Genomic DNA, 18,798 nt, shown 5'->3' on the forward strand with positions numbered 1-18,798 from the left:
CTGTGAGGTATGGCTTGTCGAGCCAGGTAATTGAACAGTTGAGGACTGTATTCTCCAAATATCCGACTATTGAAGTGGTCTATTTGTTCGGTTCGCGTGCCTCGGGTCACTTTAAAGATGGCAGTGATATCGACCTTGCAGTGGTTGCGTCCGCAATGACCGAGTCGAATTTTAATTCCCTGTGGAATGAAATAGATGCTTTGCCCTTGGTGTTTAAAGTTGACTGCATTCACTTTGAGAAACTGGAAAACGAAGCCTTGAAAAAAAATATTCTGAAAAACGGCGTTCAGTTTTATCCCGCTTAATTTTTATCCCGTGGTTTGGGTACTCATCAATTCACTCAAAGTACTTCGCAGTTGCACACCACTGAGCGGTTTGTGCAAAATCAGGAAGCCTGAGTTTCTGGCCTCCTGAATTCGACTGGGTGCGGTGTCTCCGGTCAATATTACAGCGGGTACATTTCCAAGTTGTGCTTGTAATGATTGTATGGCTTGCACGCCGGTGCTTTTGTTGCGCAGGCGGTAGTCAGCCACAATCGCGTCGGGCATGCGGCCCCGGGCCATGAGTATACGCAAGGCAGTTTCCGCATCTTCTGCGGCAATGGTTGAACATTGCCAGCGGCTGAGCATTTCGGTGACGCTGGCACGCACCAAATCGTCATCATCAATCAACAACACAGTTTTGCCGGTCAATGGGGTTTTGCCGCCCGCCTGCACACGGCCGGGTTCATCCATCAAGTGGCTGGCATCACCTGCTGGCACCGTCACATAAAACATCGAGCCTTTGCCCACGGTAGAGTTCACGCCGATGTCGTGGTTCAGCAATTTGCCCAGGCTGTGCGCAATGTACAGGCCCAGCCCCAAGCCTTTGGCTTTGTCGCGCTCGGGGTTGCCCAGTTGATAGAACTCTTGAAACACGGTTTCTTGTGCGCTGGCGGGTATGCCAATACCGGTGTCGTGCACTTCAATCCGGATGTGCCCGCCCTGTTTGCGGCAACCAATCAGCACACGCCCCTCCGGTGTGTACTTGATCGCATTTTCTACATAGTTGCGAACAATCAGTTCAAGCAAGGCGGGGTCAGTGTAGGCGCAAGCTTTGGTTTTGGCCACGCGAATATCAAGGCCTTTGTGTTGTGCCTGGGTGGCCATTTCATTGCAAATGCGTTTGAGCAGCGGGGCCAACTGAACGTGGCGTGGCTTGGCAGTAATGGCAGCCGCGTTTATTTTTGCGGAATCCAACAGGGCATTCAGCAAGTTGCGCAAGCCATAGCCTGCTTCCTGAATTCGATCCAGCAAACCTTTGCTGGGGTGGTTGGCCAGGTCTTCGCCCAGTGCATCGACCAACAGTTCGATGGCTTGAACGGGTTGCCGAAGATCGTGGCTGGCTGCGGCCAAGAAGCGTGTTTTGGCCACACTGGCTTGCTCGGCCACTCGCTTTTGCAAGGTCAGCTCGCTGATGAGTTCTGCATTTTGAAAGCGCAAGCGAATGGACTGGATCACCATATTTTGCAGGTTGCGCCCGTAGTGAATATTGATCAATACATACACAAAGGCCACGGTACCCAGCACCCAGAAGAAGGGGGTGTTTTCCCACAAACAGCGTGCAATGAAAGGCAGTGAAGCGGGTAGCGCAAATGCTGCGTAAGCGGGTGTGTGACAGGCATGAGAGGACACTGCACCCGCCACCATGGCAGCCAGAAAAATGGCCAGGGTCATTAGCACCAAAGGGTTGGTGGAGAAAAACACGACACCTGCGAACCCCCACAAAATGCCGGATGCCGCTGTGAACTGAATGGCCACTTGTATCCAGTGATGTGGATCGAAATGGGCCCCGAGTTTGTTGAAATGCCGACGCACCCACCACCGCAAACCAGTCAGCATGTACACCGCCAACAACCACAACAGCAGCGCATTGCCCTGGCCAGTGTGCCAAAGCACTGCAACCAAGCCAGCCGATGAAGCCATCACGCCATACAAAACAAAAGGGAGGTGTTCGAATAGAAGTTTGGTTTGCTCTCGCAGAATGGTGAGTTGGTGCGGGTCTTCGGCTTTCATAAATAGAGCAATGAGAGAGAGCAATAAGTAGTTTGCACTAAGCATAAGTGGTGAGGCACTGGACAGGCAATGTCTAAATGGGTGACCCCTAGTCTTTGTAACCCAAATTAGTGGTTATCACCCTGGAAAGTTTCCACGTATCTTGGGTGCCCCATTCGATTTCAGGCTCTGGAGGTTTTCTTGCTTCAATTGATTTCACGATTTGCGGTGTGTTTTGCCTTGGTATTGACCGCGGCATGCGCCAGCAAAACTCCCTTGCAGGTGGATGGTTTGGCCGCCACGGGCAAGCAGTACGCCACCACCTTGAAAAAGGTAAACAGCTTTGCGCTGGACCACACGCTTGAATTTACAGCGGGCCTGCTGCCCAATTTGCCCCGCGACAATGCAACGCTGTTGGTGCACACGCAAGCCATGCAACAAAGGGCGGCCTTGCTGCAAACCACCAGCGATTACCTGGATATGCAAGCACTTTATTTTGCTGAGCTTAGTGCGCTGGCGAAAGGCGGCACCGGAACGGGTACCACGCGGGCCTTGCGAAAGCTGGTGGAGGCATTGAACAAAGCGCCCGATGTGGGCGGAATACCCCGTGTGAGCAAAGAGGCTGTGGCAGGTTTGGCCGGGCATGTGGCCAGTTGGAATCACAGTGCCCAAGTGCGCGAAGAATTGCAACGCAGCGCTGAGCCTGTGGCGCACGCCTTGTTGTTGAACCAGCACATTTTGCAGGAACAAATACAGTGGATTACCCAACGCGAGGAGCTGGCTCGCCAGGTTGAATATCGAGAGAAAGTATTGAAGCCTTTTGTGGAGGATAAAAAGCTGGGCGAAACCTGGAAGAACGCCTGGATGAAATACATCAAACAGGTGCCGACCATTGAACTGTTGGAGCAGGCCAAAGCAGCCAGCATTGACATGCAACAGGCCTGGGTGAATGTGCTGCGGGGCGAGGGAAGTTTTGAGCATTTGCAGGGCATTTTTGATCAACTCAATTCCAACATTCAGGCGGCCTATAACCGTGAGCCCATTACCCATGACCCCCAGTGATTTCCAGGATTTGCAAAACAATGTGCATGCCGTGTTTTCGGCTTTGTATTTGATTGATGTAGACCTGTTAAGCGTAGAGGAACGCAAACAACACCAACAGGTTTTGGCAGCGGCTTACCTTGCCTTCGTGAACGCCGAGAATGCCCGCTATACAGCTTTGAGCACCAAGGCGAAAAGCGAACTTGGCGAATTGGCTGGGCATGTAAAAACCATGCGTACGCAGTTGGCTGAGCTGGAAGCCCCGAGCGAACAACTGGGAGTTTTGGGCAAAGGCCTGGATGCCTTGGCACGGTTGGCGAAGCTGTTGTAGGTGCTAAGCGGTTTTCCTGGCCTACTTCACATAAGATATGAAACATGCAAGGTTAACCAAGGTGAAAACATGAACCGCAAAGGCATTGTGTTGGCCGGTGGGCAAGCCACCCGCTTGTACCCGGCCACTGCCGCTGTGAGCAAGCAGCTGCTGCCCGTTTACGACAAGCCCATGATTTACTACCCCCTGAGCACGCTGATGTTGGCAGGTGTACGGGAGGTGCTGGTGATTTCAACCCCGCACGACACTCCGCGATTTGAACAATTACTGGGCGATGGCAGCCGTTGGGGCATGCGAATTGATTATGCAGTGCAGGCCACACCCGGTGGTGTTGCGCAATCACTGATTGTGGCAGAACCTTTTTTGCAGGGCGCGCCCTGTGCCTTGGTGTTGGGTGACAACCTGTTTTATGGTCAAAACCTGGTGCGCCAAATGCAATATGCCTACGGGCAAAAACAGGGTGCCACCGTGTTTGCGTATTCCGTGGCCAACCCGCAAGCTTATGGCGTGCTTGAGCTGAACGCTGAAGGTTCAGTGATTGGTGTGGAAGAAAAACCTGCGCAGCCCAAAAGCAAACAGGCGGTGACCGGCTTGTATTTCTTTGACGGGCAGGCCTCTACCATTGCCAAAGGCTTGACACCCTCAGCACGAGGCGAGCTTGAAATCACCGATGTCATTCGAACCTACTTGACCATGGGGCAGCTTGAAGTGCAACAAATGGGCCGTGGGCAGGCCTGGCTTGATACGGGTACGGCAGACAGCTTACTGGACGCGGCCAACTTCATTCAAACGATTGAGCGCAGGCAAGGCTTAAAGGTCAGTTGCCCTGAAGAAATTGCCTGGCGCAACCAGTGGATTACTTCGGCTCAGTTGGCTACGCTGGCCAAGCCATTGCGCAACAGCGGTTATGGCGATTACTTGCTGGGCTTGCTGGAGGCGGGTATCTGAATAACCTCGTAATTTGTTTGAATGATTTTCTGAAATTGGGGCGAGATGCTGTGCCAGTCAACCAGGTCTACTTTCCAGGGTAAGTCTGATTCAGAAAAAGCCTCTGCCAAATTTGCACGAGTATCCAAGGGAATGGTCTGATGATCAATCAAGACAAGGTCGAGGTCTGAGAACGGCTTGGGGTTTCCGTTAACCCTGGATCCAAATGCCCACACTTCACACTGCGGCACTATTTCAGCAAGAATTTGTTGAATCAGGGCGAGCTGTTTGTCCAGTAGTTTCACTTGTTTCTCGCGTGAAGTTGCGCATTCAGAAACCTGGCCTCTTGCAAAAAAGCCGGAATTTCGGCCACCACTTGCAAGGCCACGGATTCGTCATAGGTGTGGCTGGTGCGCGATCGCATCTCCCTGTATTTTTTCCACCGTGCCCAGTCGCTCAAAAGCAGCCCTTGTTCGTTGCCAGTGCGAATTAGATCCTGGAAAGCCATTTCGTCAATGTTGGCTGGGCTGGCTGAAGTCGACTCCAGAAAACGTTTCAGCATTTTGTGACTCAGCTCATACGTGAACTCGAAGCGTTGGATTAGTCCGTCCCGAATCTGGGTATCGGTGATGTCTTTCTGGTAGCGTTGAATACCTTCGTCGAGTCGAAGTATGGCATTGTCGAAGGAGCTGAGTTCTAGGATCATTCTGGAATAATTAATTGGTGATATGCATGAATTGTAACCTTACTCCTTTAAAAGGCTTATTGCTTCTAACACCCACGGTGCACGCCGATGCACGCGGCCACTTTTTTGAAAGCTTCAACGCGAAAACTTTCAAGCAGGTGGCTGGCATTCAGCCCGAGTTTGTACAAACCAATGAATCGCTTTCAAAGCGCGGGGTGTTGCGCGGCCTGCACTGGCAAACTGCCCCCAAGGCCCAGGGCAAACTGGTGCGCGTGGTGTATGGTGCTGTGTTTGATGTGGCTGTGGACCTGCGCGAAAATTCGGAAACATTTGGCCAGTGGTATGGCTGTGAGTTAAGCGATACCAACCATGTGCAGTTGTGGATACCGCCTGGTTTTGCCCACGGTTTTTTAACGCTGAGCGACACCGCAATTACCAGTTACCAGGTGACTGAGCACCACAGCCCCGAACACGAGCATTGCATGGCCTGGAACGACCCGGTGTTGAACATTGAGTGGCCTTTGAGGCAGGCGGGTGTAGCGAAGCCAACCCTGTCGCCCAAGGACGAACAGGGTGTGGCGTTTACAAGTTTGGGTTGATTACAAATCGACGCTGACAATCGCCTTGATGGTTCGCGGTGTGCCCACACCAATCAAGCCGTTGCCGGCGGTGCTGTAGTAGTTTTTGTCGGTGGGGTTATCAACCACCAATTGGAACTGTGTGGGCGTACTGCCAATGACAGTGGAGTAACGTGCGCCTAGCGAGGCCACGGTATAGCCGCCAATAAATGCCTGGTTTTGATCGTTCACAGCGCGCTCGCCGGTGTAGTACAAACCGCCACTGAAGCTTAAGCCCGGTACACTGATTAAGCGATATTCCGCAAACAGGCTGGCGGTTTTTTCGGCGGTGTTTTCAGGCACACGCCCCACAGTGGCTGGGTTGCCGTCGTTTTGTAATTCCGCATCCATCAACAAGGCTGAGGCAGCAATGGACAATTGTTTGTTCAATTCGCCGGTCCAGGCCATTTCGAACCCGCTGTAGTTTGCTTTACCGTTCAGGCCAAATACGCCGGGTGTTCCGGGGGGTGAGCCCGCTGGGGCGGGTTGTAAAAATGTAGATGCACGATCAATGTCGAAATAGGCAATTTGTGCCAGGCTGTTTTGACCAATATTGAACTTGACACCCACTTCACGTTGTTCCGATTCTGCGGGGTCGAGCAACTGGAATGCATTGGCCGCATTGGCAGGTGCCTGGCCCGATTCCTCAAGGCCTTCCACATAGCTGGCATACAGCGACACATCCTGGCGAGGCTTGTACATGACAGCGAGTGAGGGGGTTGTTTCTTGTGCGTTGTACAGGCGAACAGTTCGGGTACCGTTGGCAGCCACGCTCAGGTTCTCAGTGCGGTAGTCGCCTCGGCGAAGACCAGCCAACACCTGCCATCGTTCTCCCAGTTGCATGCGGTCGAATACATACAAGCCTTGATCATCAATGGTGACTGATGAATAGGCACCTGTGAAGGTGACGCTTTGTGGCGCAATTTCTCGGGGGTTGTACAGGTTTTGATTGAAGATGCTTTGAGTACCAGTTACGCCCGGTGTGTTGCTGGCCCGGGTGTTGGTGGTGTAGCCAAAAGACAGGTTGTGCGTAACTGGCCCAGTGACCACTTCGCCGTAAACTTCACCCCGGTAGTTGGTGTTGTCGAATTGTTGGTCGCGGCTGTAGAAAATTCGCAGCTCGCCCTCGCCTGTGTTCAGGTCGTAGTTTTGAAATTGGGAAAAGGCACGATCGCGTGTGGTTTCGGCGTAACCGGCTTCAAACAACACCCCCCAGGAATCGCTCAACACATAGTCCACACGGGCCAGGTAGTTTTGTGCGTTGGCATCGTATTGTTGCCATTCGCCAGCCAGGTTGGTTTTGCTGTCGGGCACCGGGGGCAGGGTTACCCTGCCATTGACCGCGGGCAGCAAAGCAATGGCGGCCTGCTCGCTCACTGATTTCTCGTAATGTTCCACATCGAAGCGAAAGCTTAAGCGGTCGGTGATTTTCCAGTCGTAAGCAATGCTGGCCAATTCGCGTTCGCCGCTGTAGTTGTTCACGCCAATGTCTTCTGCGCCTTTCACCAAATTAACCCGCAGACCCTGGTTGTTGTTCTCGCCAAATTTGCGGCCCCAGTCCAGGTGGGTGGTGGCACCGCCATGTTCATTCACACTTTGGCTCAGGCTGAGCACGGGTTTGTTGCCCGCACGCTTGGTGACCAGGTTTACAACGCCCGAGGGTGGAATAAAACCGTAATACAGTGAAGATGCACCCTTCAGCACTTCCACTTGCTGTTTGTTTTCAAGGGGTACGTCGACCAGGTTGATAATGGGCAGGGAACCATTGAGGCGGTAGTTGCCCCGGTTCTCAACCAGAATGCCGCGAATGGCAATGTTGTCGTAAGTAGAGCCATTCAGTTGCGAGCGGGTAACGCCGGCGGTGTTGCGCAGTGCGCCGAACAGGGTGGTGGCTGATTGTGCATCCAGCACCTCGCGGGTTACCGAGTTCACGGTGAGCGGTACATCAATTGGGGCTGTGTCGCGGAAGGTGCCCACTTGTACGGCGTTGCTGGAGTAGCTGCCTTGTTCGCGGGCTTGAACTTCGACTTCTTCGAGCTGATTGTTGGTGGTTTGGGCCATGGCCAAAGCCGGCAGGCCCAGGCTGAGCAGGGCCAGTGAGACAGGTTTGAGTTTCATGTTGATTGCTGCGGTGGATTTATATTTTATGAAGATAGAATACTAAACGATAATGACTCGTATTACGAATATCAGTTATCAAAACTGTTGTTTATCCCGCGCTTTGAAGGGTTTAGAATGCGGCCTGTGCCTTATTTTGAAGAATGCAACACCATGGCCCAGTGGTATGTGATGTACACCAAGCCCCGCCAGGAAACAGTGGCGCTGGAAAACCTGCAACGCCAGAACTACAACGTGTTTTTTCCGCAAGCCCGCGTGCAAAAACGCAAGACCGGGCAGGGCACTGTGCAGGTAGTAGAGCCGCTGTTTCCCCGCTACATGTTTATTCACCTGGAAGTGGGTGTGAGCGATTTTTCAAAGCTGCGCTCCACCAAAGGTTGTGTGGATTTGGTGAAGTTTGGCGGCAAGCCTTCAGTGGTGCCTGTTGAGTTGATCGAGTTGATTCAACACCAGGTCGACTCCGATTCCGTGATCGATTTGCTGAAATTGAATGCGCTTGAAATAGGTGGTGAGGTGCGTGTGGCCGAGGGCCCGTTCGAAGGCATGATGGGCAAAATTGCAGCCCAAAAAAGTGATCAACGCGTGATTGTGCTGCTCAACGTACTGGGCGCCGAACGCAGCGTGGAACTGGCCCGTAGTCAGCTGGACAAGGCCTGAGTTTCACCGAGTATTGACTTGAGTTTATTCAAGAAGTATTCAGGTTCGACGGGTTTCAGCAGCCAGCCTTGAACGCCAAATGTTTTTGCCTCAGCCACCAGGCCTTTGTCTGACAGCGCGCTCATGACAATGATGGGTGTGTGCTTGGCCACATGCCGAACCCGTTTGCAAAACTCCATGCCGCTGATACCTGGCATGTTGATGTCGGTGATGATCAGGTCGGGCGCGCCATGGTCGACAATATATCGCAGACCCTCCTCGGCGCTGGATGCGGTTTGGGCTTCAAAACCGGCTTGGCGAATTACCTCGGCATACACGCTGCGAATGGAGCGTGCGTCATCAAGCAACAGGACTGTTTTCATACTGATTTTCCATTTCACTGAAAAGTAGCTACAACGGAATGTTAAATCAGTACGAAATGTCTAAGACAACTTTTAACTAAAGTTAACGATGGCTTACGCTGTCCTTACTTGGGGCGGTTCCAGTCGTTGATGCAACCTACTTGCACTGTGTTGCGCGCCACTGGGCCTGTTTGAGTCAGGGTACGGTTTTCACCGGGCATGATGTAAAGCTCGGTCATTTGTGCGCCCACCAGCACGCGGCAACGCTTGGGGTGCTCTTTGTGCTGGTTTTCAATGTAAATCACGGTTTCTTCGCAAGACTGAGTCACGTTGGCCTTGGTGGTGCCGTCGGACAAATCCTGTTGCTGCTTGCCTTCGATGTTGCACATTGTGGCCGATGTGCTGCTGTTCTCGGCAGGCGGATTGTTGTTGGGCAGTGGCGCTACAGCCACGCATGCGGCTGCAAGTGAAGAGGCCGCGGCGATGAAGCCCAGTTGAGTAATTCGGTTCCAATTGATGGTCATGTTCTGTCCCTAATAAATAAAAAAGCTGGCTGATGCCTGTGATAATTGAAATACTGCCCTGACCTGCACAATTGCTATTGTGACTTATTGTGTATTTTTTTAGTTCAGGTTTTATTCTAAGCAATTTACTGATCAATCATGACTTTACTTGTGACGGGTTCTGCCGGTTTTATTGGCTCGTGTTATGTGCGCCAACATTTTGAGCACAGCGCTGAGCCGGTTGTTAGCCTGGATGCGTTGACCTACGCAGGCCACTTGAGCACTTTGGGCCCTGTATTGAAGCGACCGGAGCACACCTTCGTGCATGCCTCGATTGGCGATATCCATGCCGTTCGCGCTATTTTTGAAAAGCACAAACCCCGCGCCGTGTTGAACTTTGCCGCAGAAAGTCATGTGGACAGGTCCATTCTTGGACCCGGTGAATTTATTGAAACCAATGTGGTGGGCACTTACCGTTTACTGGAATGCGCACGCGAATACTGGAATGGTTTGCAAGGTGAGGCCAAGGCGGGTTTTCGGTTTTTGCATGTGAGCACGGACGAGGTATACGGCACGCTAAAACCAGAAGACGCGCCATTCTCAGAAACCAACCGATACGAACCCAACAGCCCTTACTCGGCCAGCAAAGCAGCCAGCGACCACTTGGTGCGCGCCTGGCACCACACCTATGGCTTGCCCGTGCTGACCACCAATTGCAGCAACAATTATGGGCCTTATCATTTTCCGGAAAAGCTGATCCCGCTGTGCATCATGAATGCCTTGAACGGAAAGCAGTTACCCGTGTATGGCGATGGGCAGCAAATTCGCGACTGGCTTTTTGTGGAAGACCACACCCGCGGCATACGCACCGTGCTTGAAAACGGTGTGCTGGGTGAAACCTACAACATTGGTGGCTGGAATGAAAAAGCCAACATCGACGTCGTGAAATTGATTTGTGCCCTGCTGGATGAACTCCAACCCCGAGCAGATGGCGTTTCGTATTCAACGCAAATTGCCTTTGTGACCGATCGGCCCGGGCATGACCGTCGATACGCCATTGATGCACGAAAAATTGAACGCGAGTTGGGGTGGAAGCCGGTTGAAACTTTTGAGACGGGCATTCGAAAAACCGTGCAGTGGTATTTGGCAAACCAGGCCTGGGTTGCTGAAGTGACCGCTGAACGGTGACTTGGGAGCCAAACTTGAATGGTCACCGATGTATTCAGTGCCCAATCGGCGGCGGTGTTTCGATCGCCTCGCCTTCAAGAAAACCTGCCCTTGTGTCCCGAGCAGGGCCGGTGTTGCCCGGCATGGGCGACAGAGAACGGACCCGACCCGCAGTTTAGGAGGGTCGTTCTCAGGCATCGCAAGGCTCAGCAAGGGGAGTACAGGTTTTCTGGCGAGAGATTGAAATTCGCGCCGGGTGGGCCAAGCACACCTGCAATCAATACGGTTAAACTATCGCAACAGTTTTCAGGAGAGCTTCGTTTTGGGAATTCGCGTACTCGTGCTTGGCGCACAAGGCCAACTGGGCCACACCATTGGTCAACATGCCAAGCCCGCCTTGATGGAAACCATGGACGCGTGCATCAGCTACGGCCGCGACAAAGCGGACCTGGCCAAACCCGACACCCTGATCAATGCCCTGAAAGACGTACGCCCCGACGTAGTCATCAACGCTGCTGCCTACACCAACGTAGAAAAAGCAGAAACCGAAACTGAACTTGCACACGCCATCAATGCAAAAGCGGTGGGCATTTTGGCCGAGCAATGCAAAAAGCAGGGTGTGGCACTGGTGCACTACAGCACCGACTATGTGTTCGATGGAAAAGCCAGCCAACCCTATACAGAAACCGATGCCACCAACCCGCTAAACGCTTACGGAAAATCGAAACTGGAAGGTGAAAAATACCTGAAGGAAGTGGGCGGGAATTGGGTGGTGTTTCGCACCAGTTGGGTGTACGGCCAGCGCGGCAACAACTTCTGCCGAACCATGATCAAGCTGGCCCAGGAGCGCGACAAATTGCAGGTGGTTGATGATCAAGCCGGCGCGCCTACCCCGGCCAACTGGTTGGCTGAATTGGGACTGACGGTGGCTGGTGTTGTGGCCATGCACCGTTACAAAACCATGGGCAAACTGGCCCCCACTTTTCTGCCCGACTTTCCGTCCGAGATTCCCAGCGGTGAATTTTTCCATGCCAGTGCTGCGGGCGTGACTACCTGGTTCGATTACGCCTGCCTGGCCATCGAACACGCCCACAAACAAGGCATTGTTCAGCGCATGCCCAACATTGAACGCGTCAAAACCGCCAGCATGAATTTCGCAGCGCAGCGCCCGGCGTATTCAGTGTTGAATAACAGGAAATTGATGGACACCTTCCGCGTAAATCCACCGGAGTGGACGAAAGGTGTTCGAAATTTTGTGCTCAATTACTGAGCGAAGATTGTTGGGTCAATGAATCCGCAGCACTGTGCTTTTCACGGAGGCCCAGGCGCCCACCATCACCAGCACCACCCACACCAGAATCAGCCCCAGCGCGGTAATACCGCTGGGTTGTTCGAATCGGAAATCGCGGTCAAATTCACGAATGAATGTACCGGCGGCATCGTCGGCCAGGCCCATCGCACCACTTACCACGGCATAAGCCAAACCAAACGCCACCAGCGCCAGGCTGACTGACCACCACAGGGTGGGGCGGCCCACTTCGGTGTCGGTGGCACCCAGCGATTTCAACACATGCACTTCAGCCTGGTTGCGAATCAGCTGCAAACGCACTGTATTGAAGGTAACCACCAACACCATGCCTGCAATGAGCACGGCCAAAGCCATGGCAATAATTTGCGTGCCGTTCAATACCGATTGAAGGCGACGCACCCACTGTGCATCATATTGAACATGCTCAACACCAGTGAAGTTTTGCCATTCTGCGATTTTGCTTTCGATGGCCTGGGTGTCGGTGGTGGCATCCACTTCAAGCACCACCACCACGGTGTAGGGCAGGGGGTTTTCAGGTAGGGCTTGGGCCAAATCGGGTGTTTGGCTTTGCGTGCGCAAACGCTCCATGGCCTGCTCGGGTGTGACGATATTCACGCTGTCCAAATCGAAATCGCGCTTCAATTGTGCGGCTGCACTTTTTACGGAATCCAGTGTGGCATCGGGTTTGAAGTACAGGCTGATTTCAGGGTCGCCCACCCAACGGTCCATGCTGGGCACAATCGCGCTCAGCCCCTGTGCAATCGTCCATGGCATGGCCAGTGCGATCGCCAGTACCAGGGCGTTGAACAGGTGGCCCAGAGGTTCATCAAGCCACAGCTTTAAACCGGCAGAAATTGAAAACCACTGCAAACGTAACCAACGCATGTGTTGTCTCTTAAAAGTGGATCAAGCCCCGTAGGCCTTGTTCAGAAAGTCTTTGGAAAAAGTCTGCACGCCTGCCTCGCGACCACCGTTGTGCGACAAATCGGCGGGTGCCGGCAGCACTGCGCCTTCACCCAGTTTCAGGCGATGGGTAACACGGTTGAAGCGGTGTGCCTCGTGAGTGGCCACAATAATCGTGACCCCCGCGCGGTTGAACTCCTCCAGCAAACCCACCACGCGCGCGGCCGATTCATCGTCCAGTTGGGCGGTGGGCTCATCGGCCAACACAAGCGCTGGTCGATTAACCACGGCGCGTGCAATTTGCAAGCGCAACTGTTGTCCGCCCGACAATTCACTGGGCAGCATGCGGTCGGTGTGGCTTAAGCCTACGCGCGCCAATGCAGCCTTGACGCGGCTTTGAATATCGCTCTCGGAAAGCCCAACCACGCGCAGGGGCAGGGCCACGTTGTCAAAGCAATTGCGATTGTGCAGCAACTCCACGTCCATTCCCGTGTAGCCCACATTGCGCCGGTAGTGCGCACGTTCTCGCCGGTTCAGGCGTGCTATGGAGCTTTTGCCCACCAAAATGTCGCCACTGCTGGGTTGTTCAAACGTGGCCAGCAATCGCAATATAGAGCTTTTGCCCGCGCCGGAATGGCCTTCCAGCAGTGTGAATGAACCTTTGGGTAGCTGAAAATTCACGCCCTTCAAGGCGGCGTGGGTGCCGTACTTCAAAGTGACGTTTTTGAATTGGATCATGCGGTTTGGTTTCCGTCAGTGTCGATGCCAACCAAGGCGTTGGCGAATTCCCGGGGGCTGAAAGGGCGCAAATCGCCCAGCTTCTCGCCCACGCCAATAAAGGCAACTGGCACGCGGGTGCTCATGCTCATGGCTGCCAGGATTCCGCCTTTGGCCGTGCCGTCCAGTTTGGTGACCACCAGCGCGGTCAGTGTAAGTGCATCGTTGAATGCCTTGATTTGTTGCAAGGCGTTTGACCATTGGTGGCATCCACCACCAGCACAATTTCATGTGGCGCATCCATCTTGGCTTTGCCCAGCACTTTCTTGATTTTCTTCAACTCTTCCATCAGATGAAGCTGCGTGGGCAGGCGGCCAGCGGTGTCCACAATCACGATGTGGCTGTTGCGAGAAATTCCGGACTGCACCGAATCAAATGCCACTGCTGCGGGGTCTCCACCTTGCGCTGAAATGACGTCTACGCTGCTGCGATTGGCCCACACATCCAGTTGCTCGCGGGCTGCAGCGCGAAAGGTGTCGCCAGCGGCCAGCAGAACGGAGTAACCAATTTCCGCGTAATGATTGGCCAATTTGCCAATGCTGGTAGTTTTGCCTGCACCGTTCACACCCACCACCATCATGACCAAGGGGCGAGCGCGGTCTACACCCATGCTGGTTTCCAGGGGGCGGAGCAGGTCAAATACAGCGTCGCGCAGCACCAAGCGAACATCCTCAGGCCGGGTCAGGCCTTTCTGGTACACCGTGTCGCGTACTTTCTGCATCAGCAGTTCAGTGGCGGGCAAACCGCAATCGGCCAACAGAAGGCGCTCTTCCATTTCTTCGAAAAAGGCTTCATCGACTTTTTCGCCGGTGAACATGGAGGTGAGGCCGGAACGGGTTTTGGTCAAGCCCGATTTCAAACGACCAAGCCAGTCCTGTCTCTGCCCAGGAATCTGCATGTAAAACTCCAATTGAGGAAACTAAGCGGTGCGAACGACTGTCACACAGCGAGATGTTGAATGACTTATTCTACCATTGAGCTTAAAACGGACGTTTGCTGTAAAAGGTGTCTTGAATGATAAAAACAGGTTTTCAACTGAATAGGCGTTGGGCAGCACTGGCCACCGGTGCTTTGCTGATTGCAGGTTCTCAATTGTTGATGGTTAACGCTGCCCGGGCGGCAGATGGCGATGTCACCGAATACACACTGAAAAATGGCCTGCGTGTGGTGGTGAAGGAAGACCACCGCTCGCCCACAGTGGCGCACATGGTGTGGTACAAGGCCGGCTCGATTGACGAGTACAACGGCACCACAGGCGTGGCCCATGTGCTTGAGCACATGATGTTCAAGGAGACGAAAAACCTCAAGGTGGGTGAGTTCTCTGAAACCGTGGCGGCCTTGGGCGGACGGGACAACGCCTTTACCAGCCGTGATTACACCGCTTACTTTCAGCAGCTGCAGGCCAAAGACTTGAGCAAGGTCATGGCGCTTGAGGCGGACCGCATGGCCAACCTGGTGTTGAGCGAAAGCGAGTTTGAAAAAGAAATCAAGGTGGTGATGGAGGAGCGCCGTTACCGCACCGACGACCAAGCCACCGGCAAGCTCTATGAGGCTTTCATGGCAACCGCCTTCCAGGCCAACCCCACACGCACGCCGGTGATTGGCTGGATGAGCGACCTTGAAGCCATGACCTACAAGGATGCACGCAAATGGTATGACACCTGGTACACACCCCAGAATGCAGTACTGGTGGTGGTGGGCGATGTGCAACCCGCCGAGGTAAAAGCCATGGCTGAAAAAAACCTATGGCAAGGTAAAACCCAAGAAGCTGGAAGAGCGCAAGCCTCAAGAGGAGCCCAGGCAAGAGGGCATACGCCGTGTGCAGGTAAAGGCACCTGCTGAAAACCCCTACCTGATCATGGGTTTCAAAGTGCCCAAGCTGGAGAATGTGTTGAAAGACCGTGATGCCTATTCGCTGGCAGTGCTAAGTGCAGTGCTGGATGGCTATTCTGGTGCGCGTTTGAATCGCGAGTTGGTGCAAAACCAGAAAGTGGCCTTGCAGGCCGGAGCCAGCTATGACATGACAGGCCGTGGCCCGTCGCTGTTTTATTTGGACGGCGCACCTGCCCCAGGCCAGACCGTGGAGGCCTTGGAAAAAGCTTTGTTGGCCCAAGTGAAAAAGGTGGCTGATGAGGGCGTGAGTGAGGCTGAACTGGCCCGCGTGAAAGCGCAGCTGATTGCCAGCCAGGTGTACAAGCGGGATTCCGTGTATGGGCAGGCTGTTGAAATTGGCCAGAATGTGACCATCGGTTTTGAGGTGGGCGATATTGACCGGATGATTGAACAAATCAAAACCGTGACAGCTCAGGAAGTTCAGTATGCCGCGCAGAAATTCTTTGATCAGGACCAGTTGACAGTGGGCACCTTGTTCCCGCTGCCCATTGACCCCAACAAGAAAGATGCGCCACCCAAGGGTTTGACTCATTAAGTAACTGAGTGAGCAACTGAGTAAGCAATTGAGCACCAACAAGTCATGCAGGGATTTACAACCATGTTGAGTAGCAAGAACAAAGTATTCATTCGCGGCTTGTTTGCCGCTGGGGCCACCGCAGCTGCCGTGTTTGCAGCGCCTGCCAATGCCGCATTGCCGATTGAAAGCTGGACGGCGGCCAGCGGTGCGAAAGTGATGTTTATGCGCGCGGAAGCGTTGCCCATGCTGGATGTACGTGTGGACTTCCCGGCAGGTAGCCGTGCTGACCCCAAGGGCAAAGAGGGCTTGGCGAGCGCCACCGGCGACATGATTGGTCGGGGTGCAGAAGGCCTTTCCGAGAATGACATTGCCGATGGTTTTGCCGACACGGGCGCGCAGTTCTCTGGTGGGGCCAGCAGCGATTCCGCCGGGGTGCAATTGCGTACATTGACTTCCGAGCCCGAGTTTTCAAAAGCAATTTCCCTGATGAAAACCGTGCTTCAAAAGCCGGTTTTCAACGCCGACATTCTGGCGCGTGAAACAGCACGCAGTGTGGCTGGCCTGAAAGAGGCATTGACCAAGCCCGACACCTTGGCCGACCGTGCGTTTGCCACGGCGCTTTACCCGAATCACCCATACGGCACGCACACCACCGAAGCAAGCTTGAACGCCATTACCGTGGCTGATGTAGAGCAGTTTTACAAAACCCGCTACCTGGGTAACAAGGCGGTGGTCTCGCTCGTGGGCAACATTACCCGTGCACAGGCCGAGCAGCTGGCCAATGAACTCACCGCTGGTTTGCCAAAAGGTGAGCTACAAGGCAACCCCTTGGGAGGTGCCGACTATCAAGAATTGCAGGCGGCCATGAAAGGGCAAACCATTCAGATTGACCACCCTGCTGCGCAAAGCCATATTTTGATGGGCCTGCCTGCCATGCGCCGTGGCGCGCCGGATTATTTTGATTTGCTGGTGGCCAATCACATTCTGGGGGGCGGTGGTTTTGTGTCGCGCCTCATGGACGAAATTCGCGAGAAACGCGGCTTGGCCTACAGCACCTATTCTTACTTCATGCCGGCAGGCGATGCTGGCCCATTCCAGGCCGGCGTGCAGACCAAAAAAGAGTCGACTGCTGAGGCAGTACAAATCATGCGAAGAACCATTCTTGATTTTATCGAGAAGGGCCCCACACAAGCCGAACTGAACGCAGCCAAACAAAACCTGATTGGCGGCTTTCCCCTGCGGATCGACAGCAATGGCAAGTTGCTGGGCAATATCTCCATGATGGGCCTGCATGGCCTGCCACTGAACTACCTTGACAACTGGACTGCCGAGATTGAGAAGGTGACCGTTCAAAGCGCGCGGGAGGCCTTTGCCCGGCACGTGAAAGCGGACAAGCTGGTGACTGTGGTGGTGGGTGGAAAGGTTGAGTGAGAAGCTGAATGAGAAGGCTGGGCAAGCACGTTGAATAAGCTAAGAATAATCGGCGGGGTTTGGCGCCGACACATGCTGCCGATTGCGCCGGTCGAGGGTCTGAGGCCAACGCCGGATCGGGTGCGCGAGACTGTATTCAACTGGCTGGGACAAGACTGCACCGGCATGCAAGTGCTCGATTTGTACGCAGGCACAGGTGCTTTGGGTTTTGAGGCGGCCTCGCGTGGGGCAAGCGAGGTGCTGCTGGTAGAGCAAAACCGCCAGGTGGTTGCCCAGTTGCAGCAGAACAAAGCTTACCTGTTGTCGAAATGGCCTGCCGCAGAGGGCAATGCCCCGTCCGTCCAGGTTGACGCCAATGATGCACTCGCATGCCTGAAACGCTTGGCCGGTGGGGGTAAGCAATTCGACTTGGTGGCGCTTGACCCCCCCTTTCGAAGTGATTTGATGCAGTCCACCCTGCCGCTGATCAAAGCAGTGTTAAAGCCACAGGGCTTGGTGTACGCCGAATGGCATGAAAACCTGTTTGCCAATGAGGAAGCACTGTGCAAGGCGTTGAATGTTCAAGAAATTGATGCTTTGCGTCATTTAAAAGCAGGCCAAGTGCATGCGCATTTGTTCGCCCTGCCTGCTGTGTGATACAAAGCGGGGATAGAGCAGTATCACGCGAATAAAACCCTTTGATATGGAGATCAGCGATGCGCATTGCTGTATATCCCGGAACATTTGATCCACTGACCCGCGGCCATGAAGATTTGGTGCGTCGCGGCGCGAAAATATTCGACAAACTGGTGGTTGGTGTGGCCGATAGCCCCAACAAAAAACCTTTCTTCACCATGGATGAGCGCGTTCAAATTGCGCGCGAAGTACTGAGCCACTACCCCAATGTAGAGGTGAAAGGTTTCAAGGGTTTGCTCAAGGACTTTGTTCGCTCCAACAATGCCAATGTGATTATTCGTGGCTTGCGTGCGGTGAGCGATTTTGAGTACGAGTTTCAAATGGCGGGTATGAACCGGTATTTGCTGCCCGATGTGGAAACCATGTTCCTGACCCCTTCAGACCAGTACCAGTTTATTTCCGGCACCATTGTGCGTGAAATCGCCTCCCTGGGTGGCGATGTCAGCAAGTTTGTGTTTCCGTCGGTTGAACATTGGCTGAACCAGAAGCTGGGCCTGACCCCTCCGCAGGTGATCAACAAGTAAAGTGAGCGTATGGCTTTAATCATCACCGATGAATGCATCAATTGCGACGTGTGCGAGCCCGAGTGCCCGAACGGTGCAATCAGCATGGGTGAAGAAATTTATGAGATAGACCCCGGCAAATGCACTGAGTGCGTGGGGCATTTCGACGAGCCGCAATGCGTGGTGGTGTGCCCGGTTGAATGTATTCCCAAAGACCCGGCCCACCCCGACACCCAGCAGCAATTGCTGGGCAAGTTTTTCAAGCTGCACCCAGACAAAACCCCCTATTTACCAAAAGCTGGTGATTGATGGCTGTTGACAGAAGCAACCCTTCTTGTCTGATTAGAGAATCTTCCCTGGATTGTTGAAA

20 protein-coding genes and 2 pseudogenes are annotated in these 18,798 nt (G+C 53.7%); 13 read left to right on the top strand and 9 right to left on the bottom strand.

What is annotated here, in order from left to right:
• Positions 1 to 2 precede the first annotated feature (2 nt).
• Entirely contained in the window at positions 3 to 305 is a 303-nt protein-coding gene (locus tag A0129_RS01850) for a nucleotidyltransferase domain-containing protein (RefSeq protein ID WP_240605753.1), read from the top strand.
• 3 nt (positions 306 to 308) lie between these two features.
• Here A0129_RS01850 and A0129_RS01855 read toward each other — a convergent pair whose 3' ends face one another.
• Complete coding sequence (locus A0129_RS01855) at positions 309 to 2,054, bottom strand: hybrid sensor histidine kinase/response regulator (RefSeq protein ID WP_291711913.1); 1,746 nt, start codon at positions 2,052 to 2,054, stop codon at positions 309 to 311.
• Positions 2,055 to 2,234: 180 nt separating this feature from the next.
• Between A0129_RS01855 and A0129_RS01860 the strand changes: the two genes are divergently transcribed.
• The 3 genes from A0129_RS01860 (at position 2,235) to rfbA (ending at position 4,353) form a co-directional block, all read left to right on the top strand.
• Positions 2,235 to 3,095, top strand: coding sequence for a hypothetical protein (locus tag A0129_RS01860; protein ID WP_291711915.1), 861 nt, complete (start codon positions 2,235 to 2,237; stop codon positions 3,093 to 3,095).
• Positions 3,082 to 3,405 carry a hypothetical protein gene (locus tag A0129_RS01865; protein ID WP_291711917.1) on the top strand — a complete coding sequence of 108 codons (324 nt, stop codon included), beginning with the start codon at positions 3,082 to 3,084 and terminating at the stop codon, positions 3,403 to 3,405. The genes A0129_RS01860 and A0129_RS01865 overlap by 14 nt, the downstream gene beginning before the upstream one ends.
• 69 nt (positions 3,406 to 3,474) lie before the next feature.
• Positions 3,475 to 4,353: a glucose-1-phosphate thymidylyltransferase RfbA gene (rfbA, locus tag A0129_RS01870; RefSeq protein ID WP_291711919.1), complete on the top strand. Its 879-nt coding sequence runs from the start codon at positions 3,475 to 3,477 to the stop codon at positions 4,351 to 4,353.
• Here the strand turns inward: rfbA and A0129_RS01875 are convergent.
• Together A0129_RS01875 and A0129_RS01880 are read right to left on the bottom strand one after the other, a co-directional pair.
• The gene (locus A0129_RS01875; RefSeq protein ID WP_291711921.1) at positions 4,320 to 4,637 is read right to left on the bottom strand and encodes a nucleotidyltransferase family protein; all 318 of its coding nucleotides are present in this window, start codon (positions 4,635 to 4,637) and stop codon (positions 4,320 to 4,322) included. The two genes, rfbA and A0129_RS01875, sit on opposite strands and share 34 nt — an antisense overlap.
• The gene (locus tag A0129_RS01880) at positions 4,634 to 5,038 is read right to left on the bottom strand and encodes a nucleotidyltransferase substrate binding protein (RefSeq protein WP_291711922.1); all 405 of its coding nucleotides are present in this window, start codon (positions 5,036 to 5,038) and stop codon (positions 4,634 to 4,636) included. The genes A0129_RS01875 and A0129_RS01880 overlap by 4 nt, the downstream gene beginning before the upstream one ends.
• A gap of 26 nt (positions 5,039 to 5,064) precedes the next feature.
• On the opposite strand from A0129_RS01880, the gene rfbC reads away from it, so the two are divergent.
• Positions 5,065 to 5,616, top strand: a complete 552-nt coding sequence (rfbC, locus tag A0129_RS01885) for a dTDP-4-dehydrorhamnose 3,5-epimerase (protein ID WP_291711924.1) — start codon at positions 5,065 to 5,067, stop codon at positions 5,614 to 5,616.
• Here the strand turns inward: rfbC and A0129_RS01890 are convergent, their stop codons facing one another.
• Entirely contained in the window at positions 5,617 to 7,752 is a 2,136-nt protein-coding gene (locus tag A0129_RS01890) for a TonB-dependent siderophore receptor (protein WP_291711926.1), read from the bottom strand.
• A gap of 117 nt (positions 7,753 to 7,869) precedes the next feature.
• Here A0129_RS01890 and A0129_RS01895 point away from each other — a divergent pair, with 117 nt between their 5' ends.
• The gene (locus tag A0129_RS01895; protein ID WP_291711928.1) at positions 7,870 to 8,409 is read left to right on the top strand and encodes a transcriptional activator RfaH; all 540 of its coding nucleotides are present in this window, start codon (positions 7,870 to 7,872) and stop codon (positions 8,407 to 8,409) included.
• On the opposite strand, the gene A0129_RS01900 is transcribed toward A0129_RS01895, so the two are convergent.
• Both A0129_RS01900 and A0129_RS01905 read right to left on the bottom strand, forming a co-directional pair.
• Positions 8,391 to 8,771, bottom strand: a complete 381-nt coding sequence (locus tag A0129_RS01900) for a response regulator transcription factor (RefSeq protein WP_291711930.1) — start codon at positions 8,769 to 8,771, stop codon at positions 8,391 to 8,393. The genes A0129_RS01895 and A0129_RS01900 overlap by 19 nt on opposite strands.
• 104 nt (positions 8,772 to 8,875) lie before the next feature.
• Complete coding sequence (locus tag A0129_RS01905) at positions 8,876 to 9,274, bottom strand: hypothetical protein (protein ID WP_291711932.1); 399 nt, start codon at positions 9,272 to 9,274, stop codon at positions 8,876 to 8,878.
• Between the two features lie 138 nt (positions 9,275 to 9,412).
• On the opposite strand from A0129_RS01905, the gene rfbB reads away from it, so the two are divergent.
• Together rfbB and rfbD are read left to right on the top strand one after the other, a co-directional pair.
• Positions 9,413 to 10,441, top strand: a complete 1,029-nt coding sequence (gene rfbB / locus A0129_RS01910; RefSeq protein WP_291711934.1) for a dTDP-glucose 4,6-dehydratase — start codon at positions 9,413 to 9,415, stop codon at positions 10,439 to 10,441.
• Positions 10,442 to 10,742: 301 nt separating this feature from the next.
• Positions 10,743 to 11,690 (top strand): dTDP-4-dehydrorhamnose reductase, encoded by a 948-nt coding sequence (rfbD, locus tag A0129_RS01915; RefSeq protein ID WP_291711936.1) that lies wholly within the window; start codon positions 10,743 to 10,745, stop codon positions 11,688 to 11,690.
• Between the two features lie 15 nt (positions 11,691 to 11,705).
• Here rfbD and A0129_RS01920 read toward each other — a convergent pair whose 3' ends face one another.
• The 3 genes and pseudogenes from A0129_RS01920 to ftsY all read right to left on the bottom strand — a co-directional run bounded on the left by A0129_RS01920 (position 11,706) and on the right by ftsY (position 14,307).
• Positions 11,706 to 12,614, bottom strand: a complete 909-nt coding sequence (locus A0129_RS01920) for an ABC transporter permease (RefSeq protein WP_291711938.1) — start codon at positions 12,612 to 12,614, stop codon at positions 11,706 to 11,708.
• Positions 12,615 to 12,635: 21 nt separating this feature from the next.
• Positions 12,636 to 13,370: a cell division ATP-binding protein FtsE gene (locus A0129_RS01925; RefSeq protein ID WP_291711940.1), complete on the bottom strand. Its 735-nt coding sequence runs from the start codon at positions 13,368 to 13,370 to the stop codon at positions 12,636 to 12,638.
• Positions 13,367 to 14,307: pseudogene (gene ftsY, locus A0129_RS01935) on the bottom strand (signal recognition particle-docking protein FtsY). Before ftsY ends, A0129_RS01925 begins: the two are co-directional and overlap by 4 nt.
• 116 nt (positions 14,308 to 14,423) lie before the next feature.
• Between ftsY and A0129_RS01940 the strand changes: the two are divergent.
• The 5 genes and pseudogenes from A0129_RS01940 to A0129_RS01960 all read left to right on the top strand — a co-directional run bounded on the left by A0129_RS01940 (position 14,424) and on the right by A0129_RS01960 (position 18,737).
• Positions 14,424 to 15,837 (top strand): annotated as a pseudogene (locus A0129_RS01940) (M16 family metallopeptidase).
• Between the two features lie 63 nt (positions 15,838 to 15,900).
• On the top strand, positions 15,901 to 17,250 hold the full coding sequence (locus A0129_RS01945; protein ID WP_291711946.1) for a pitrilysin family protein: 1,350 nt from the start codon (positions 15,901 to 15,903) through the stop codon (positions 17,248 to 17,250).
• 30 nt (positions 17,251 to 17,280) lie between these two features.
• Positions 17,281 to 17,886, top strand: a complete 606-nt coding sequence (gene rsmD / locus A0129_RS01950; RefSeq protein ID WP_291711948.1) for a 16S rRNA (guanine(966)-N(2))-methyltransferase RsmD — start codon at positions 17,281 to 17,283, stop codon at positions 17,884 to 17,886.
• Between the two features lie 59 nt (positions 17,887 to 17,945).
• The gene (coaD, locus tag A0129_RS01955) at positions 17,946 to 18,449 is read left to right on the top strand and encodes a pantetheine-phosphate adenylyltransferase (protein ID WP_291711950.1); all 504 of its coding nucleotides are present in this window, start codon (positions 17,946 to 17,948) and stop codon (positions 18,447 to 18,449) included.
• Between the two features lie 9 nt (positions 18,450 to 18,458).
• Complete coding sequence (locus A0129_RS01960) at positions 18,459 to 18,737, top strand: YfhL family 4Fe-4S dicluster ferredoxin (protein WP_291711952.1); 279 nt, start codon at positions 18,459 to 18,461, stop codon at positions 18,735 to 18,737.
• Positions 18,738 to 18,798 lie beyond the last annotated feature (61 nt).

It is taken from the genome of Limnobacter sp. CACIAM 66H1, from assembly GCF_001601825.1.
GTDB lineage: Bacteria > Pseudomonadota > Gammaproteobacteria > Burkholderiales > Burkholderiaceae_B > Limnobacter.

Bases quoted from the DNA above. Each gene is read 5' to 3' on its own strand.
- A0129_RS01900 (WP_291711930.1), bottom strand. From the start codon at position 8,771: ATGAAAACAGTCCTGTTGCTTGATGACGCACGCTCCATTCGCAGCGTG.
- A0129_RS01905 (WP_291711932.1), bottom strand. From the start codon at position 9,274: ATGACCATCAATTGGAACCGAATTACTCAACTGGGCTTCATCGCCGCG.
- A0129_RS01925 (WP_291711940.1), bottom strand. From the start codon at position 13,370: ATGATCCAATTCAAAAACGTCACTTTGAAGTACGGCACCCACGCCGCC.
- A0129_RS01880 (WP_291711922.1), bottom strand. From the start codon at position 5,038: ATGATCCTAGAACTCAGCTCCTTCGACAATGCCATACTTCGACTCGAC.
- A0129_RS01890 (WP_291711926.1), bottom strand. From the start codon at position 7,752: ATGAAACTCAAACCTGTCTCACTGGCCCTGCTCAGCCTGGGCCTGCCG.
- A0129_RS01865 (WP_291711917.1), top strand. From the start codon at position 3,082: ATGACCCCCAGTGATTTCCAGGATTTGCAAAACAATGTGCATGCCGTG.
- A0129_RS01945 (WP_291711946.1), top strand. From the start codon at position 15,901: ATGTTGAGTAGCAAGAACAAAGTATTCATTCGCGGCTTGTTTGCCGCT.
- A0129_RS01960 (WP_291711952.1), top strand. From the start codon at position 18,459: ATGGCTTTAATCATCACCGATGAATGCATCAATTGCGACGTGTGCGAG.
- A0129_RS01855 (WP_291711913.1), bottom strand. From the start codon at position 2,054: ATGAAAGCCGAAGACCCGCACCAACTCACCATTCTGCGAGAGCAAACC.
- coaD (WP_291711950.1), top strand. From the start codon at position 17,946: ATGCGCATTGCTGTATATCCCGGAACATTTGATCCACTGACCCGCGGC.
- rfbB (WP_291711934.1), top strand. From the start codon at position 9,413: ATGACTTTACTTGTGACGGGTTCTGCCGGTTTTATTGGCTCGTGTTAT.
- rfbA (WP_291711919.1), top strand. From the start codon at position 3,475: ATGAACCGCAAAGGCATTGTGTTGGCCGGTGGGCAAGCCACCCGCTTG.
- A0129_RS01895 (WP_291711928.1), top strand. From the start codon at position 7,870: ATGCGGCCTGTGCCTTATTTTGAAGAATGCAACACCATGGCCCAGTGG.
- rfbC (WP_291711924.1), top strand. From the start codon at position 5,065: ATGAATTGTAACCTTACTCCTTTAAAAGGCTTATTGCTTCTAACACCC.
- A0129_RS01920 (WP_291711938.1), bottom strand. From the start codon at position 12,614: ATGCGTTGGTTACGTTTGCAGTGGTTTTCAATTTCTGCCGGTTTAAAG.